Below are 18237 nucleotides of genomic sequence, written 5' to 3'. Positions count from 1 at the left end.
TTATAATTTATAAAAATCACATGCCTGTTCTAATGGCTTCTACAGGATCTAGACGCGAGGCAGAGAAAGCCGGTATTACACCAGAAATGAGACCAATGAACATGGCTAATGAGAAGCCAAGGATCATATTACTAAAGGATAGTACAAATTTAAAGTCTCCAGCTAGTCCTGAAGCCACTAGGGTTAATACCCACACTAAGGCAAGACCAACCAGACCACCAACAACGGCAAGGATCACGGCTTCAAATAAAAACTGGAACAATACAAACTTATTTTTAGCTCCTAAGGATTTCTGGATGCCAATCAAATTGGTACGTTCTTTAACGCTAACAAACATAATGTTGGCAATACCAAAACCACCAACTAGTAATGAGAAGCCAGAGATCATCCAGCCAATGGTATTCATAACCGCTATAATACCATCAATAAACGATACAAATCCTGATATTTTCGTGATAAAGAAGTCATCCACTTCATCGGCCTTACGGCCTCGGTGTGCTCTAAATTTTTGTTTTAAAACTTCTTCTAGAGCACCGATATCAGCACCGCTCTCAGGTTTGATTAAAACAGCTCCTTTTAAACCTGTTTTTGACACGCGCTGAAATTGACGGACAAAATTAACAGGGATGATAATCTGTTCATCTGGATTGTCTCCAAGTCCAGAATCTCCAATTTTCTCATTGACTCCAATAACCGTTAGTTTTCGACCATAAACTCTAATCTGTTTACCAATCGGATTAATATTTCCAAACAGGGATTCTGCTATAGAGTATCCAAGAACCACCACGGGGGCACCGGTATCAGACTCGACTTCTGTGTAAAAGCGACCGTTGCCAATTTTAAAATTACTAATACTATATATTTCCTGTGTAGCTGGTGTTACCTGAACGTTTTCGATGCTCTCAGACTGATATCGCACGGTTTCAAAACTTCCAAACATAACATAGGCCATGGCGTCCACGTTACCGATGTTACGTCTTAGAAACTGGTAATCTGAATATTCCATTTCCGCAAAATTCTCACGCACCCAGCGTGGCACATCAGATGGACCAAATGAGAAATTAGTAACATAGATGGTATTTGTGTCAATGCCTTCAAGACCTTCTTTGATGTTGCGATCTAAAGAGTCAACTGCGGCCAGGACTGCTATAATAGAAAAGATACCAACGGTCACTCCAAGCAGGGATAAAAAGGTCCGCAGTTTGTTGTTTCTTAAGGCGTTAATCGCAAAATTAAAGCTCTCTTTAAACAGTCTTAAATATACTAGCATTTGGCCTTGCAAGTTAGAAATGTAAAAATAGGACGTTTTCAACATTCAGTTGTTACAAAATTCCAAAACAAATTATCATGTCACGTCAAATAACGCTTAACAAATCTGTATTTTTGCACTTTAATTCTCAGACCTAACACAACATGAATCAAAAACAAATCAAATCGGCACTAATTTCAGTATTTGATAAAGAGGGATTAGACGCTATTATCCATGAGCTAAAATCATTAGGGGTAACCATTTATTCGACTGGTGGTACAGAACAATACATCAAGAATCTTGGTGTTGATGTCGTGGCAGTAGAGGACATAACTTCCTATCCGTCGATTCTTGGCGGGCGTGTTAAGACCTTACACCCAAAGGTATTTGGAGGTATTCTTAACCGTCAGGACGTCAGTAGTGATGTGGCAGAGTTGGAGCAGTTTGATATTCCCCAGATCGATTTGGTAATTGTTGATTTGTATCCGTTTGAGAAGACCGTAGCATCTGACGCAAGCGAACAGGATATTATTGAAAAAATTGATATAGGGGGTATTTCTTTAATTAGAGCCGCAGCCAAAAATTATAAAGACACCATTTGTGTGGCGAGTAAAGACGATTACCAACCGTTGGTAGAGTTATTATCTTCTAAGAAAGGGGCTTCTGATCTTGAGGATAGAAAAAAATTTGCTACCAATGCGTTTAATGTGTCATCACATTATGATTCGGCTATTTTTAATTACTTCAATGCCGATCATTCCAAGGCCGTATTAAAAATCAGCGAAACCAATGGTAAGGTGTTGCGCTATGGTGAAAACCCGCACCAGAAAGGATTTTTCTTTGGAGATTTTGATGCTGTTTTTGACAAATTGCATGGGAAAGAACTGAGTTATAACAATCTATTAGATGTGGATGCTGCTGTTAATTTAATTCATGAATTTAAAGGTGAGAAGCCAACATTTGCCATATTAAAGCATAATAACGCTTGCGGTCTGGCCCAAAGGGCAACGGTTGCTGAGGCTTATAGAGATGCATTAGCTGGTGATCCCGTTTCGGCTTTTGGAGGAATCCTTATTTCCAATACTACCATTGACGTAGCGACAGCTGAAGAGATTAATAAGCTTTTTTGTGAAGTTGTAATTGCACCTGCATTTGACGAAGCTGCTCTTGAGATTTTAAAGAGTAAGAAGAATAGAATTTTATTGGTATTAAAGGAATTTGAGGTGCCAGCAACCATCGTCAGAAGTTGTTTAAATGGTGTGCTTGTTCAAGACCGCGATCATATTACAGATAGTGTTGAAGGACTTGAAACCAGAACCAATAAATCTGCAACGGATGCAGAGATTGAGGATTTAATTTTTGCCTCTAAAATTTGTAAGCATACCAAGTCTAATACCATTGTGTTGGCTAAAGGAAAACAATTGTGTGCTAGCGGTACTGGTCAGACCTCACGTGTGGATGCTTTGAACCAAGCCATTCATAAGGCAAAATCCTTTGATTTTGATTTGAATGGTGCGGTTATGGCAAGTGACGCATTCTTCCCTTTTCCTGACTGTGTGGAGATTGCTGATAACGCTGGAATTACTGCGGTAATTCAACCGGGTGGGTCCATTAAAGATCAATTAAGTATTGATTATTGTGATGCTCATGGGATGGCGATGGTATTCACCGGAACACGTCATTTTAAGCATTAAAAAATCGTGAATAATTAATTGCGAATTCGACATCTAATCTGGCATTAATTTCGTATAATTCATTACATTTACGTTGAATGCACAGCAGGTGCGCAAACCCAAATTTTAATACCGACATAGCCCATGGGATTTTTTGATTTCCTCACTGAAGAGATAGCTATCGATCTCGGAACTGCAAATACCCTAATAATTCATGATGATAAAGTAGTAGTTGACAATCCGTCAATTGTTGCCAGAGATCGTATTAGCGGTAAAATAATCGCTGTTGGTAAGGAGGCGAATTTAATGCAGGGGAAGACTCATGAGAATATTAAAACCATTCGACCTTTGAAGGATGGGGTTATTGCTGATTTTGATGCTTCTGAGCAGATGATTAGTATGTTTATTAAAAACATTCCCGCTTTAAAGAAGAAGTTTTTTAATCCAGCCTTACGAATGGTCGTGTGTATTCCTTCTGGAATTACAGAGGTGGAAATGCGTGCGGTAAAGGAATCATGTGAACGTGTGAATGGAAAGGAAGTGTATTTGATTCACGAACCTATGGCTGCTGCTATTGGTATTGGGGTGGATATTATGCAACCAAAGGGTAATATGATTGTTGATATTGGTGGTGGTACCACTGAAATTGCTGTGATTGCTCTTGGGGGTATTGTATGTGATAAGTCAGTTAAAGTAGCTGGTGATGTATTTACCAATGACATCATTTATTACATGCGCACCCAACATAACTTATATGTGGGTGATCGCACGGCTGAGAAAATTAAAATTCAAATAGGAGCTGCAACGGAAGACTTGGAGTTGCCGCCCGAGGATATGAGTGTTCAGGGTCGTGATCTATTGACAGGTAAACCAAAACAGGTATCTATTTCCTATAGAGAGATAGCCAAGGCATTGGACAAGTCTATTTTGAGAATTGAAGATTCGGTAATGGAGACCTTATCACAAACACCACCGGAATTAGCGGCAGATATTTATAATACCGGTATTTACTTAGCTGGTGGAGGCTCAATGCTACGTGGATTGGATAAGCGTTTGTCTCAAAAAACAGATCTTCCGGTATACATTGCAGAAGACCCTCTACGTGCCGTAGTTAGGGGTACAGGTATTACCTTGAAGAACTTAACTAAATACAAAAGCGTATTGATTAAATAAGCTCTCTAAATGCAGCAAATCATCAATTTTGTAATAAGAAACAAAAACTTCTTGTTGTTTTTATTACTCTTTGCTGTCTCTGTAGCCCTCACTATTCAGTCGCATTCTTACCACAGAAGTCAGTTTATCAGTTCTGCTAATAGAGTAACTGGAGGTACTTATGGGGTTTTCTCTTCGGTTAGTCAGTATTTTGGATTAAAAACTGAGAATCAACGACTTCAGGATGAGAATCAAATGCTAAGACAACAACTTTACAATCAACAAAATGCCCAACTTAGCAATGATTCGCAATTGCTCATAGATTCAGTATACAGAGTAGTGGCGGCTGAGGTTTACAAGAATAGTTATTCTGGAAACTACAATTTTATTACCATTAATAGAGGTATCAGGGATTCTATAAAGCAGGATCTGGGAGTTATAACCGATAAAGGTATTGTTGGAATCGTGGATCAATCTTCAGCCAAGTACGCTCGGGTGATTTCTATACTCAACAAGAATAGCAAAATCAATGCGCAGCTCAAGAATTCCAATCATTTTGGAACCCTAGAGTGGGATGGTGCTAGTCCAAATACGGTTCAACTGGTTGATATTTCTAAGTTCGCTACGGTAGCTGTTAATGATACTATTGTTACCGGTGGTAAGTCTGCTATTTTTCCAAAAGGAATTGGTATTGGAAGGGTGACTGAAGTCACTGATGATATTGGCGGGGATACCTATATACTAGATGTAGAGCTTTTTAATGATATGACGGACATTGGGTTTGTCTATGTTATTGAAAACAGGGATAAAAAGGAACGACTTGAATTGGAAAACCTAAGCAATGAGTAGTCAATTTTTAAAGTTTTTACTGCGATTTGTTGGGCTTGTTATGATCCAGGTTTTGATATGTAACCACATTAATTTTTTAGGGTATATCAATCCGTATGTGTATTTGGTTTTTATTCTAATTTATCCTTCTCAAAATAACCGTACTAATTTCTTATTGGCGGCGTTCTTATTAGGACTCACCGTTGATATTTTTTCAGATTCGGGGGGCATTCATGCGGCAGCGTCTGTTTTTGCGGCATTTATACGACCTGGATTTTTAAAGATGAGCTTTGGGTCCATGTATGAGCACTCGGCCATTAAATTTGGTAATGCTGAAATGGGATCGCTACTCTCTTATGTGGCATTAATGGTTATGTCTCACCATGTAGTGATGTTTGGTTTGGATTTCTTCCAATTGGCTGAATTGCTAAGCATCTTGAAGAATACCTTATTCTCGGGTGTGTTTACCATAGTATTAAGTGTTATAATAATTCTCTTATTTGATTCTAATAAATGAGAAAGTTTCTCCTCTTATTTTTAGTCGTCTTTGTTGGAGTCGTGTTTCTTGGACGCTTGTTTTACTTACAAGTCTATTCGTTTGATTCCTATAATATTATCGAGGATAATGCCATAAGGCGTGTATATGACTATCCTAAGCGAGGGTATGTATATGATAGGAATGGAAAGCTCTTGGTGGCCAATCAGCCTAGTTATGATATTATGGTTATTCCTAGAGAGGTCACGGACATGGAAGATGATCTTTTAAGCGAATTTTGCGGTCTTATCGGTATAAGCCCTGAAGAATATGAAAAGAAATTAGAAAAGGCCTATCGGTATTCACCAAGATTACCACAGGTGTTTATATCCCATTTGTCTAAGGACGATTATGCCATTCTTCAGGAGAAGATGCGAAAGTTTGATGGTTATTACATTCAGAAACGATCATTAAGATCATATCAAACAGCCATTGGGGCTAATGTACTAGGGGATATTGGCGAGGTAAATCAGCGCATTATTAACAGAGATCCTTATTATCGTCTTGGAGACTTAATTGGTAAGCAAGGGGTGGAGATTTCTTATGAAAATACACTTCGCGGGCAAAAGGGTGTCAAGTACATCCAAAAAGACCGATTTAATAAAGACATTGGACCCTACAAAGAAGGTATATATGATACCTTACCGGTGCCTGGAAAAGACATTACTATAACAATTGATGCCACACTTCAAGAGTATGGCGAATTATTAATGACCAATAAAAGGGGGGGTATCATTGCTATTGAACCCAGTTCTGGGGAAATTCTGGCGATGGTATCTGCACCGAGTTACGATCCTAATATTTTAGTTGGAAGGGAACGATCTAAAAACTTCACAAAACTTTACCGCGATTCAATAGCTAATCCATTATTTGATCGAGGGCTTCAGGCGATGTATCCTCCGGGGTCGCCGTTTAAAACCTTAAATTCACTAATAGGCTTACAAGAGGGTGTGGTTTCTGTTAGTGACCGTTTTACCTGCTCCATGGGATATCGTTATGGGAATCGTCGTATGGGCTGTCACGCGCATCATAGCCCTGTTAATATGAATCTTGGCATTTATGAGTCCTGTAATGCCTACTTTGCCAATGTTTACAGACGCATTATAGATAAATATGACACCCCTGCCAAAGGAATGGATGCCTGGCATAAACATGTTACAAGTTTTGGTCTTGGCAATTACTTAAATAATGATTTGTCTGTTGGACAACCCGGAAAAGTGCCTTCTTCCATAACCTATAACCGGGCCTATGGTGAAAACCGTTGGTATACCACTTTTACGCTGTCCAATGCTATAGGTCAGGGAGAGGTATTAGCCACACCAATTCAATTAGCAAATATGGCAGCTGCTATCGGCAATCGAGGATTCTACTATACCCCACATATCATTAAAAGTATTGAGGACGAAACCATTCCAGAGCAATTTACAACTAAAAAATACACTACTATAGATAAGCAACATTTTGAGCCTGTGATTCGAGGGATGTATGATGTGTACAATAAGGGTACGGCCAAGTGGGTTCAGGTACCAGGAATTGAAATCTGTGGAAAAACGGGAACTGCTGAAAATTTTACCCGAATTGATGGTAAAAAAGTGCAGCTGACAGACCATTCTATATTTATGGCTTTTGCACCCAAAAACAATCCTAAAATTGCACTTGCCGTTTTTGTGGAAAACGGTTACTGGGGGAGCCGATTTGCTGGAAAGATGGCCAGCTTAATGATTGAAAAACACCTAAAAGGAACCATTTCTAGAACCGATTTGGAAGACTGGGTCTTAACCCACAGTCTAGAAAATGAATATAACAAGCCCTTATCTAATGAGCCCTTTAAGATAAATGGCGAAACAGAACTACAGCTTGTTGATAAGGTTGAGGTGCCAGAACATTTAAAGTACCCTGAGAAAACTAGTGAATAGACAACTCGACAGATCATATCGTTTCGATTGGCCGATTATAGTCATCTATTTGATGTTAGTCTTCTTCGGTTGGCTTAATATAATGTCAGCATCTCATACAGGGGAAATTACCAACTTCTTTGATATGAGCCAACCCTATGGAAAGCAAGCTGTTTTTATAGTATTGGCGTTCATTCTTATTGCTATTACGTTATCGCTGGAAGCCAAGTTTTATGAACGTTTTGCCAGTATTATCTATCTTATTTCTTTATTGTCCTTGGTAGGTTTATTTCTATTTGGGAAAAATGTAAACGGAGCTACATCGTGGTATGGGATTGGCGGTATGACTCTTCAACCGAGTGAATTTGCAAAATTTGCAACAGCTCTTGCAGTTGCAAAATATATTAGTGACCTAGAAACAGATTTGACCACTATCAAGGATCAGGTACGTACGATGGTCATTATTTTATTACCGGCGTTCTTGATTTTATTGCAAAACGACGCTGGAAGTACACTTGTTTATGGAGCCTTTTTCTTTGTTTTATATAGAGAAGGGATTCAACAAATATATCTTATTGCATTAGCCACTCTCGTAGGTATTGCCGTCATAACATTAAAGTTTGGTATTCTTACAACGGTTCTAATACTTGTTGTTTTAGGTCTGATGGTAAATCTATATTTAAGAAAACGCAAACCACCAATTATTCCATCGATTGTTATTTTACTCATTAGTAGTTTATTAGCAGTTTCTGTGTCATTCTTTTATAAATCGATTCTAAAGCCCCATCAGCAGGACCGTATAAGCTTATGGTTACGATTGGAAAAGGACCCGGATAAGATCCAGCAAATGAAACAGACCATTTTATACAATTTAAATGAGTCTGAAAAGGCCATAAGCTCAGGGGGATTTAAAGGAAAAGGATATCTGGAGGGTACCAGAACTACCGGTAAATTTGTACCTGAACAGCACACCGATTACATTTTTAGTACCGTTGGAGAAGAATGGGGTTTTTTAGGTTCTTCAATTGTAGTTATCCTTTTTGTGTTATTGATTGGTAGGGTGGTTGTCCTGGCTGAATCTCAAAAAAGCCAGTTTAGTCGCGTATATGGCTACTCTGTTGCTGCTATATTTTTTATTCATTTTTTAATCAATGTAGGTATGGTAATGGGATTGATTCCCACAGTTGGAATTCCCCTGCCGTTTTTTAGCTATGGTGGGTCTGCCTTATGGGGCTTTACCATTTTGCTGTTTATTTTTGTTAAGCTGGACTCCAATAAGATCAATGAATGGTAATAAAAAAAGACCGCAATTGCGGTCTTTCATACCTGACATGTCTTCCATGTTTTTGAAAAGACACCAAAACATAGATATCACTTATTAAATACTAACCATTCTAACTTACTTTATTAAATTCTCCGAGCCTAAGCACAACAATTGCTCAGAGTTTTTTCTAATTAGTATATATAACAACCTATGAAAAAATTTACCAATTAGTGTATATCTAATATCTGGTGTCTAATTTTCTTCTCGACATAATTGTTAACTACTAACTCTATCGAGATCATTTTCTTTTTTAAGAACGTCTGTGACGTGATGTCATCATTACTGACGTAAAGATCGTATTATTAATTGATATATTTTTATTTATGTTTTAAATGAAATACATTAATAATAATTATGCAAAATAACTAGTTGAGGGAGGCAATGCTGGATTTTATGGTTTCAATTTTAGCCAAAGCGTCTGCTTCTTTCTTACGTTCTGAAGCCACTACCTGTTCTGGTGCGTTAGATACAAAGCGTTCGTTAGATAGTTTTTTCTGAACGGTTTTTAAAAAGCCTTCAGTGTATTCCAGCTCCTGCTGCAATTTTTTAATTTCCTCTTCAATATCAATAGCTCCGCCTATTGGCACAAAGTATTCATTACTTTTTACTCTAAAGGTCAGGGCTCCATCTACAGAACTTGACGTTTCTGCAATATTGGAAATGTTGCCCATTTTAGCAATAACAGAATAGTAGTCCTGAGACAGGTTCATAGAATTGATAACGGCTAATTCAATGCTGTTTTTAAAGGAGATGTTTTTCTCTTTTCGTAGTGTTCTTATATTGGACACCACCTCTTTTATGATTTCAAAATCTGAAATGAGTTGTTGGTCACTTTCATGGTGCTTTGGATATGTAGAAACTATTAGTGCATCTTCTGGTTGTCTATCGGTGATTAATTGCCAAATCTCCTCCGTGAGGAACGGCATAAAAGGATGCAGAATCTTAAGGTTTTTCTCAACTAATTGCACCACTGACTTTAGTGTTTTCTTATCAATGGGTTGTTGATATCCAGGTTTAATCATTTCCAACAGCCAAGAACAGAAATCATCCCAAATAAGCTTATACATGCTCATCAATGCGTCTGATAAACGGTACTTGCTGTAGTGGTCTTCAATTTCTTTTAGGGTAGCATTGAATCTACTTTGATACCAGCTCAGAGCAATTCTGGAAGATTCAGGTTGATCGATATCGGCGGATTCCCATCCTTTGATCAATCGAAATGCGTTCCATATTTTGTTAGCAAATGATTTACCTTGCTGACACAGATCTTCGTCAAATAATAAGTCATTTCCGGCAGCTGAACTTAACAACAGGCCAACACGTACCCCGTCGGCGCCATATTTATTAATAAGCTCTAGAGCGTCGGGAGAATTACCTAACGATTTACTCATTTTCCGACGTTGCTTATCTCTTACCAGCCCCGTTAAATATACATGTTCAAATGGTTTTTCGTCTCTAAATTCGTAACCAGCTACAATCATTCGTGCCACCCAGAAAAACAAAATATCTGGACCAGTAACCAAATCATTTGTTGGGTAGTAGTAATTGATTTCATCATTTTCAGGATGTCTGATCCCGTCAAAAACACTTATTGGCCAGAGCCAGGAGCTAAACCAAGTGTCAACCACATCAGATTCTTGACGTAGGTCTGTTAGTTTTAACTCAGAGTTACCGGTCACCTCTTTAGCTTTTTCAAGGGCAAGTTCGGCGGTTTCTGCCACTACAAAATTTTCAGTTCCTTGCCCGTAATAATAGGCTGGTATCTGTTGTCCCCACATTAGCTGTCTAGAAATATTCCAATCCCGGATGTTTTCCATCCAATGCCTGTAGGTGTTATTAAAACGTTTAGGAAACAGCTTTACGTCTTGGTCCTCTAAAACGGCTTTAATTGCTGGTTTCGCTAGTTCTGTCATGGACAGAAACCATTGATCTGAAAGCCTTGGCTCAATGATAGCTTTGGTACGTTCAGATATTCCCACTCTATTGGTATAATCTTCTATCTTAACAACCTGATTCAAAGACTCAAGTTCTTTGACAATGGCCTTTCTCACTTCAAAACGATCCTGACCTTCATAATGGAGTCCATGAGCATTCAATGTAGCGTCCTCATTAAAAATGTCAATGATCTCTAGGTTGTGTTTTTCACCTAAGACTTTATCATTTTCATCATGAGCTGGTGTTACTTTTAGGCAACCAGTACCAAATTCGAGATCTACATACTCATCTTCAATAATAGGAACTACTCGGTTTGCAATAGGCACTATAGCTCTTTTTCCTTTTAAATGTGTGTGCCTTTCATCATTTGGATTAATACATATAGCTGTATCACCTAATAAGGTCTCTGGTCTGGTAGTAGCAATGGTCAATACATCATTAGATCCTTCAATCTTATAGTTGATGTAATAAAGTTGACCTTGCTTTTCAATATAATCTACTTCTTCATCGGACAAGGTGGTTTTTGCCTGAGGATCCCAATTGACCATACGATGACCACGATAAATCAATCCCTTGTCGTAAAGCTCGACGAATACCTTAATCACCGCTTCGGACATATCTTCATCCATGGTAAACTTCGTACGGTTCCAATCGCAAGAGCAGCCTAGCTTTTTCAGTTGCTGGAGAATGACGCCGCCATAATTATCCGTCCAGTCCCAGGCATGCTTTAAAAATTCAGATCTGCTAAGGCTATTTTTGTCTATTCCTTCTTCTTTTAACTTTGCTACTACTTTAGCTTCAGTTGCAATTGAGGCATGATCAGTCCCTGGAACCCAGCATGCGTTTTTACCAATTAACCGAGCACGTCTTATTAGCACATCCTGAATAGTATTATTCAGCATATGACCCATATGAAGCACACCGGTAACGTTTGGCGGTGGTATTACTATCGTGTAGGGTTCTCTCTCATCTGGCTTAGAACTAAAAAAGTCCTGTTCCATCCAGAAATTATACCATTTTTTCTCTACGTCTTGTGCGTTGTATTTAGAAGGAATTTCCATTAAAACTGCCGATTTATCCTGTAATTGGCAAAAGTACTTATTATTCCTTTTTTGGGAAATAAATCCACAATTATTGTTAAATAAGGGGTCATACATCTAATAAATTTTGGTTAAACCCCAAAAGTGACTAGTTTTGAATTCAAATCTAATACCATAGAAAGATGAAAAATGTAATTGCAATTTTATTCGTTGGGATGCTTAGTTTAGGACTCATGGCTCAGGAAAAAGTGGCCAAAATTGAGTTTAAAACTGAGGTGATTGATTACGGAACCATTGAAAAAGGATCCAATGGAGTGCGTGTATTTGAATTTACAAACACGGGGGATGCACCCTTAATCATATCAAGTGTTCGTTCAACCTGTGGCTGTACGGTTCCAAAAAAACCAGAAGCTCCTATTATGCCAGGAGAGACAGGTGAGATTGAAGTAAAATATGATACCAATCGTGTTAATCCAATTAGAAAGACTATAACGGTTATTTCCAATGCAGACCGTTCTACCGTAGCTCTTAAAATAAAAGGTACAGTAATTGATCCTTCTAAGACTAGTGTGATGGAAAAGGAGGGGAAAAGTTCTGTAGAGCAGTAGTAAAGAAAAATTATATGTTAAAGGCCCTCAGTAAGTTGAGGGTCTTTTTTTTGGAATACATTATCGAGCCGAAATTTTACCTGTTTTTCAACCCCTTGTCGTTGTACCCTAAGACGCAAGGTTTCACCAGTTTTACCATGGAGTAATTTTATGATCTCTTGGAGCTTCATAGTATGTGTTTCGTTACCATTTATGGAAAGTAGCTCATCTCCAATTTTTAATCCGGCTATATCTGCATTAGATCCCTTTCTGATTTCAACAATATCAAAGGCAGGTTTGAGAGAATAGTGTACCACCGACGCTTCCATAAAACTAGCATCCTTAAAACTATTTCCAGTTGAAACTCCAAAATCTGAAATACGCTCTTTTTTATACTCTTTAACGACCCGCACCCCATGCTGTTCAATAATTATCCCACTATTGTTATAAGTAAATGGTTCATCAAAATAACGATTGGACTTGGCGTAAAGGACATTGTTACGGTAATCAACAAACCAATTATAGCGTTTTAATAGATTGCCAGAAATACTCCCATTACGTTCTTTATGATTTTTAACCAAACCAACACAGATGGAATCTGGATAGGCGACATTTAAATTCAGATGTGTATATTTTCCAATGGTCAAGGCGTTCATCTTAGAGCGTTTTCCATAAACTGAACCACTTAGTCCCTTACCTAAGTAATCATCGAAAAATAAATCTGGATTAGGATAAAGTGCTTTTTCTTCATTTTCAAAAAGCCATAGGGCATCACTGCTCCCCGTATCGATTAATAATTTTACCTCAGTCTTGGCATCACTGCCGTTGATATGGGCATACAAATAGGGTTTTTTTTTGTGAAGGCTAATTGGAATTTGTTCCCACTTTTTAGAAAGATTCAGTTTTGAGTTGTTTTTATGGAGTCTAATGTATTTGGAAGAATAATTAATCTCTACCAAGAAATCTTTAAAAAGGTCATAACCAATGATACCATGTACCGGTACTCCTAATCGCGGCGTGAAATTCAAGTTCTTATCAAATATCCCGAATATGCTTTGATTGGAATTAACCGCATTACCAATTCGTAAACGATTTCCCTCTGATTTGATGGCTTTGGTAGACCCTTTGTCTCCAAGTCCTCGAAGTTGAAGTATTTCAGAATTATTGAACGTTAACGAATCGGAATTACCAATATCAAATAAGATGACCTTACTCACCCCAGTATCTATTATAAATGATAATTCTACACCATTTAATTCTACGGGGACAACTATGAGGTTATTCAAAAGTTGAAACCTTATTTTTTTACTGCTGTCATTTTTCAGTTGAAAGTTTGATTGGCCATAAAACACAACAGTAAATAGCAACAGTACAATATGTGCTATTCGTTTTTGCAATTGATTTAGTTATATGAGTATCATTAAGATACGAAACTTAATGCATTGTCATTTTTTTAGAGATATTTTTTAATTAAACTTTAAGATTTTTCGGAACTTTGTTCACTCTTAAAGTAGATTTAAAAATGCCAAAGATTTCTTTAAAAGGGCATAACATGCCGGCCTCACCAATTAGAAAATTGGTACCCTTTGCAGAAAATGCTGTGCAGCAGGGAAAATCAGTTTATTATTTGAATATTGGACAACCAGATATCAAGACCCCTCAGGTTGCATTAGACGCTATAAAACAAGCTGATATTGACGTGCTTGCCTATAGTAGATCTGAAGGTTCTGAGACCTACAGATCTAAGATTGCTCAGTATTATGATAAAAATAATATTAGTGTAAATGCGGATGAGATTGTAGTAACAACTGGCGGCAGTGAAGCATTATTATTCACCTTTGGAAGTATTATGGATGCTGGAGATGAGGTTATTATCCCAGAGCCATTCTATGCCAATTACAATGGATTTTCAACAGCGTCGGGCGTGAATGTTGTTCCAGTGGTGTCTAAAATTGAAGATAACTTTGCCTTACCCCCAATTGAGGATTTTGAAGCATTGATTACCGAAAAAACGAAGGCTATATTAATCTGTAACCCTGGTAACCCTACAGGTTATTTATATTCTCGTGAGGAGATAGAGAAACTTTCAAAACTGGTCTTAAAACACGATTTATTTTTAATTGCAGATGAAGTTTATCGCGAGTTTACATACGATGGCCTGGAGCATCATTCAGTGCTTGATTTCCCTGAACTGAAAGAACATGCGATTGTTATCGATTCGGTATCCAAACGCTACAGTATGTGTGGAGCGCGTATTGGATATTTGGTTTCTAGAAATACAGCAGTAATTGGAACGGCATTAAAATTTGCGCAAGCACGACTAAGTCCTCCAACATTGGCTCAAATTGCTGGTGAGGCAGCTTTAGATACACCAGATTCTTATTTTGATGAGGTTAAGGAAGAGTATGTTCACCGACGTAATCTCTTAATCAAGGAATTGGAATCAATAGAAGGAGTGAAAATTGGTAAACCTAGTGGTGCCTTTTATTGTGTTACTGAATTGCCAATAAAGAATGCTGAGAATTTTGCCCAATGGTTGCTAGAGTCGTTTGATGTTGATGGGGAAACTGTTATGGTAGCTCCAGCAGCAGGATTTTACTCCACTCCAGAAATGGGATTGAACCAAATAAGGATTGCATACGTATTAAAAGAAGAAAGTCTTAAGAAAGCCGTAAATATAATTAAAGAAGGTCTTAAGGTTTACAGCGATTAGATGACCGTACAACATAACACTTCCTTAAAACCCTTTAATACCTTTGGTATTGACGCCTCGGCCAAATCCTATCTTGATGTCAGGTCACTTGGGGATTTAAAATTTGCATTAACTGAATACAAGGATGAGGATGTTTTTGTCTTGGGCGGCGGAAGCAACATGTTACTCCGCTCCGATATTGATAAACCGGTTCTTCATTTGAATTTAAAGGGTATTGAAACTTTAAAAAATGAAAATGGAAAAGTGCTGGTTAAGGCCATGGCAGGTGAAAACTGGCATGATTTTGTTCTGTGGTGTATAGATCACAATTATGGTGGATTGGAGAATTTGTCACTCATACCAGGTAATGTGGGTACGGCACCAATCCAGAATATTGGAGCTTATGGAGTAGAGTTGAAAGATCATTTTTTCTCATGTGAGGTCTGTGATATTAAAACTCAAGAATTTGCGACGTTTTATCTAAACGACTGTAATTTTAACTATCGAGAGTCGGTTTTCAAAAATCAAGAAAAAGGCAAATTCATAATTACGAGTGTCGTTTTTGAACTGACTACTAATGAGCATGAAATTAAAACAGACTACGGGGCTATTAAAAACCAATTGGAAGCAGAAAATATTTCTTCTCCAACCATTAGAGACGTATCAAATGCAGTTATTACCATCAGGAAAAGCAAGTTGCCTGATCCCAAAGAAATAGGAAATAGTGGGTCTTTTTTTAAAAATCCTGTAATTTCTCAAGAGCACTATTTAGAGCTACAGGAGCAATTCCCGAAAATTCCAGGATATAAGGTCTCGGATTCAGCAATAAAAGTCCCGGCAGGTTGGCTAATTGAAACATCAGGATTTAAGGGCAAGCGTTTTAATAATTATGGAGTACATGAACACCAGGCCTTGGTTTTAGTTAATTATGGTGGTGCCGATGGGGATGAGATTTACAATTTGGCGGTTTTAATTCAGAAGACTGTTTCAAGACTGTTTGACATTAATCTGATCATGGAGGTTAATGTAATTTAAAAAGGCCACAATAGTTTGTGACCTTTACAGTTTAGAATAAAACTATTTGCTATTAATCAATCATTCCAATTTTTATTCTAACGTCTAAAAATTATGTTTAACAAATTTGAAAACACATTTTCTATATTTACGAAGCCAAAGTGTTTTTGGATTTCGAAAGGATAATCAATGACAAACATCGAACAGAGAATCATCTCATATTTGCAGCAAGGCGATAAAAGAGCGCTTAATTTGCTTTACGAGAACTATTCTGGTAGTTTGTTTGGTGTTATTTTAAAGGTAACTAGTAATCAAGAATTAGCAGAAGATGCCCTGCAGGAAACCTTTGTGAAAGTATGGAAGAATGCCTCGAAGTACGATCCTAAAAAGGCCAAATTATTTACATGGTTGTACAGGATAGCACGAAATACGGCAATAGATAAATTACGAAGTTACAACAATAGGCATCACAAGGAAGTCCAAATCGATAAATCGGACGTATATATCTTACCTACTATGAATATTAATCAAGATGTTATGGATATAAAAAAGCATCTTGAGACACTTGACGAGAAGTACCAGATTGTTATTAAAGCCTTGTATTTTGAGGGCTTAACACAACAAGAAGCGAGCGAGGAATTAGAAATTCCATTGGGTACGGTTAAGTCAAGACTTAAAATTGGATTGAGAGAATTAAAAAAAATCTACGATCCTTAAACATGGTTTGAAATGAAAAAAGAAGTACAAGAATTTTTAAAGTCGGATATGCTGCAACGCTATGTGATTGGCGATCTTTCTTCAAGAGAGTCCATGGCGGTAGAGCAGTTTATAGGTACATATGAGGAAGTGGCTGAGGCCTATGAAAAGCTTCAAGATAATCTTGAGGTTTTAGCTAATTTTGAAGCCGTAAATCCTCCGAAAGACCTATTTGCAAAAATCGAATCTCAACTGGACGATTCTAAGGTAATTAGTTTGAAACGCCGTTCTTCGAGGATGACATGGATTAGTGTGGCTGCTAGTGTCTCTGCGCTAATATTTGCTGTGACCAGTGTTTTACTCTATCAGCAAAATAGACAATTGAATTCTGAAAACAATGTGGTGGTTGAGGAGATATTCGACCTGAGACAGGATATTGAGAACAACAATAATAAACTGAATCAATTGGCAGAAGAATTGTCTAAACTTAATGATCCTGACTCTAAGAAATATGTTCTTACAGGTAATGAACGTGCTAAGAATCTAAAGACGGTTGCCTATATCAATCCTGTAGAAAAGACATCAATGATAGATGTCATAACCTTGCCACAACTTCCTGAAGAGCAATACTATCAGATGTGGGCTGAGTTTCAGGATAAAATGGTTAATATAGGAGTGTTAGACGCCTCTGAGCGAAAACTAAGACCAATACCATACATGGAGAATGCTGTGGCATTAAGTATTACTATTGAGAATAAAAATGGCGAATCTAAGTCTGAAGATAATCAGGTAGCAGAAATCTCTTTAAAGAACAATAAATAACAAGTGTTTCATAACACTAAAAAAGCCACCTTTTTGGTGGCTTTTTTTATTCACTTTTATCAAAGAGTGATTTATGAATAATTCCAGCTACAATAGCCCCAGCTATTGGTGCTGCCCAGAATAACCAAAGCTGCGATACAAAACCGCCGCCTGCAATGATAGCCTGACTTGTGGATCTGGCTGGGTTTACGGAGGTATTGGTAATTGGAATACTGATAAGGTGAATTAAGGTAAGCCCCAAACCAATGGCTATAGGTGCAAATCCTTTAGGTGCTCTTTCATTGGTGCTTCCTAAAATTATTAGTAAGAAAAACATGGTCAGTACAAATTCAGCGATAAGGGCGGCAGTCATTGAATAACCGCCAGGTGAAAGATCGCCATATCCATTAGCAGCGAATGCTCCAGCGGCACCATTGTCAATGGCAAATCCTGCAGATCCCGATGCAATCACATAAAGTACACCTCCTGCAACAAAGGCTCCTACCAATTGAGCAATAATGTAGCCAACTAAATCTTTTGCTTCAAACTTACCACCAGCCCAAAGTCCAAAACTTACAGCAGGATTAAAATGCCCCCCAGAGATATGTCCAACAGCATAAGCCATTGTTAAAACGGTTAGACCAAATGCAAGTGCTACACCTGCAAATCCAATTCCTAAATCGGGAACGCCAGCGGCGTATAAGGCAGACCCACATCCACCAAAAACAAGCCAAAAGGTGCCAAAGAACTCGGCAAATAATTTCTTCATATTGATATTTTAATAGTTAGTTAATGAGATCTGTTTTCCAACGATTC

The 18237-nt window shown here is 37.8% G+C and carries 15 protein-coding genes; 11 read left to right on the top strand and 4 right to left on the bottom strand.

What is annotated here, in order from left to right; all coding sequences use genetic code 11:
• Positions 1–16: 16 nt before the first annotated feature.
• Positions 17–1270, bottom strand: a complete 1254-nt coding sequence (locus DN064_RS07980; protein WP_115462328.1) for an ABC transporter permease — start codon at positions 1268–1270, stop codon at positions 17–19.
• A 143-nt stretch (positions 1271–1413) separates the two neighbouring features.
• On the opposite strand from DN064_RS07980, the gene purH reads away from it, so the two are divergent.
• The 6 genes from purH to rodA all read left to right on the top strand — a co-directional run bounded on the left by purH (position 1414) and on the right by rodA (position 8626).
• Positions 1414–2943, top strand: coding sequence for a bifunctional phosphoribosylaminoimidazolecarboxamide formyltransferase/IMP cyclohydrolase (gene purH / locus DN064_RS07975; protein ID WP_115462119.1), 1530 nt, complete (start codon positions 1414–1416; stop codon positions 2941–2943).
• Between the two features lie 123 nt (positions 2944–3066).
• Positions 3067–4095 carry a rod shape-determining protein gene (locus DN064_RS07970; protein ID WP_115462118.1) on the top strand — a complete coding sequence of 343 codons (1029 nt, stop codon included), beginning with the start codon at positions 3067–3069 and terminating at the stop codon, positions 4093–4095.
• A gap of 9 nt (positions 4096–4104) precedes the next feature.
• Complete coding sequence (mreC, locus tag DN064_RS07965) at positions 4105–4923, top strand: rod shape-determining protein MreC (RefSeq protein WP_115462117.1); 819 nt, start codon at positions 4105–4107, stop codon at positions 4921–4923.
• Entirely contained in the window at positions 4916–5419 is a 504-nt protein-coding gene (gene mreD, locus DN064_RS07960; protein WP_115462116.1) for a rod shape-determining protein MreD, read from the top strand. Before mreC ends, mreD begins: the two co-directional genes overlap by 8 nt.
• On the top strand, positions 5416–7353 hold the full coding sequence (mrdA, locus tag DN064_RS07955; protein ID WP_115462115.1) for a penicillin-binding protein 2: 1938 nt from the start codon (positions 5416–5418) through the stop codon (positions 7351–7353). Before mreD ends, mrdA begins: the two co-directional genes overlap by 4 nt.
• On the top strand, positions 7346–8626 hold the full coding sequence (gene rodA, locus DN064_RS07950) for a rod shape-determining protein RodA (RefSeq protein ID WP_115462114.1): 1281 nt from the start codon (positions 7346–7348) through the stop codon (positions 8624–8626). Before mrdA ends, rodA begins: the two co-directional genes overlap by 8 nt.
• A gap of 395 nt (positions 8627–9021) precedes the next feature.
• On the opposite strand, the gene DN064_RS07945 is transcribed toward rodA, so the two are convergent.
• Positions 9022–11652 (bottom strand): valine--tRNA ligase, encoded by a 2631-nt coding sequence (locus tag DN064_RS07945; RefSeq protein WP_115462327.1) that lies wholly within the window; start codon positions 11650–11652, stop codon positions 9022–9024.
• Between the two features lie 161 nt (positions 11653–11813).
• On the opposite strand from DN064_RS07945, the gene DN064_RS07940 reads away from it, so the two are divergent.
• Positions 11814–12239 carry a DUF1573 domain-containing protein gene (locus DN064_RS07940; protein ID WP_115462113.1) on the top strand — a complete coding sequence of 142 codons (426 nt, stop codon included), beginning with the start codon at positions 11814–11816 and terminating at the stop codon, positions 12237–12239.
• Between the two features lie 17 nt (positions 12240–12256).
• Here DN064_RS07940 and DN064_RS07935 read toward each other — a convergent pair whose 3' ends face one another.
• Positions 12257–13504, bottom strand: a complete 1248-nt coding sequence (locus DN064_RS07935) for an aspartyl protease family protein (protein ID WP_198659422.1) — start codon at positions 13502–13504, stop codon at positions 12257–12259.
• 236 nt (positions 13505–13740) lie between these two features.
• On the opposite strand from DN064_RS07935, the gene DN064_RS07930 reads away from it, so the two are divergent.
• The 4 genes from DN064_RS07930 to DN064_RS07915 all read left to right on the top strand — a co-directional run bounded on the left by DN064_RS07930 (position 13741) and on the right by DN064_RS07915 (position 17442).
• Positions 13741–14931, top strand: coding sequence for a pyridoxal phosphate-dependent aminotransferase (locus tag DN064_RS07930; protein WP_115462111.1), 1191 nt, complete (start codon positions 13741–13743; stop codon positions 14929–14931).
• Complete coding sequence (murB, locus tag DN064_RS07925; RefSeq protein ID WP_115462110.1) at positions 14932–15945, top strand: UDP-N-acetylmuramate dehydrogenase; 1014 nt, start codon at positions 14932–14934, stop codon at positions 15943–15945.
• Between the two features lie 168 nt (positions 15946–16113).
• Positions 16114–16641: an RNA polymerase sigma factor gene (locus DN064_RS07920; RefSeq protein ID WP_115462109.1), complete on the top strand. Its 528-nt coding sequence runs from the start codon at positions 16114–16116 to the stop codon at positions 16639–16641.
• Between the two features lie 12 nt (positions 16642–16653).
• On the top strand, positions 16654–17442 hold the full coding sequence (locus DN064_RS07915) for an anti-sigma factor (protein ID WP_115462108.1): 789 nt from the start codon (positions 16654–16656) through the stop codon (positions 17440–17442).
• A 46-nt stretch (positions 17443–17488) separates the two neighbouring features.
• Here DN064_RS07915 and aqpZ read toward each other — a convergent pair whose 3' ends face one another.
• Positions 17489–18190 (bottom strand): aquaporin Z, encoded by a 702-nt coding sequence (gene aqpZ, locus DN064_RS07910; RefSeq protein WP_115462107.1) that lies wholly within the window; start codon positions 18188–18190, stop codon positions 17489–17491.
• Positions 18191–18237 lie beyond the last annotated feature (47 nt).

The organism is Winogradskyella aurantiaca, assembly GCF_003362725.1.
In the GTDB taxonomy this organism is placed as follows: Bacteria; Bacteroidota; Bacteroidia; order Flavobacteriales; family Flavobacteriaceae; genus Winogradskyella_A; species Winogradskyella_A aurantiaca.
Note: the sequence above shows the minus strand (reverse complement) of the source record. Positions and strands in the feature narration are given on the sequence as shown.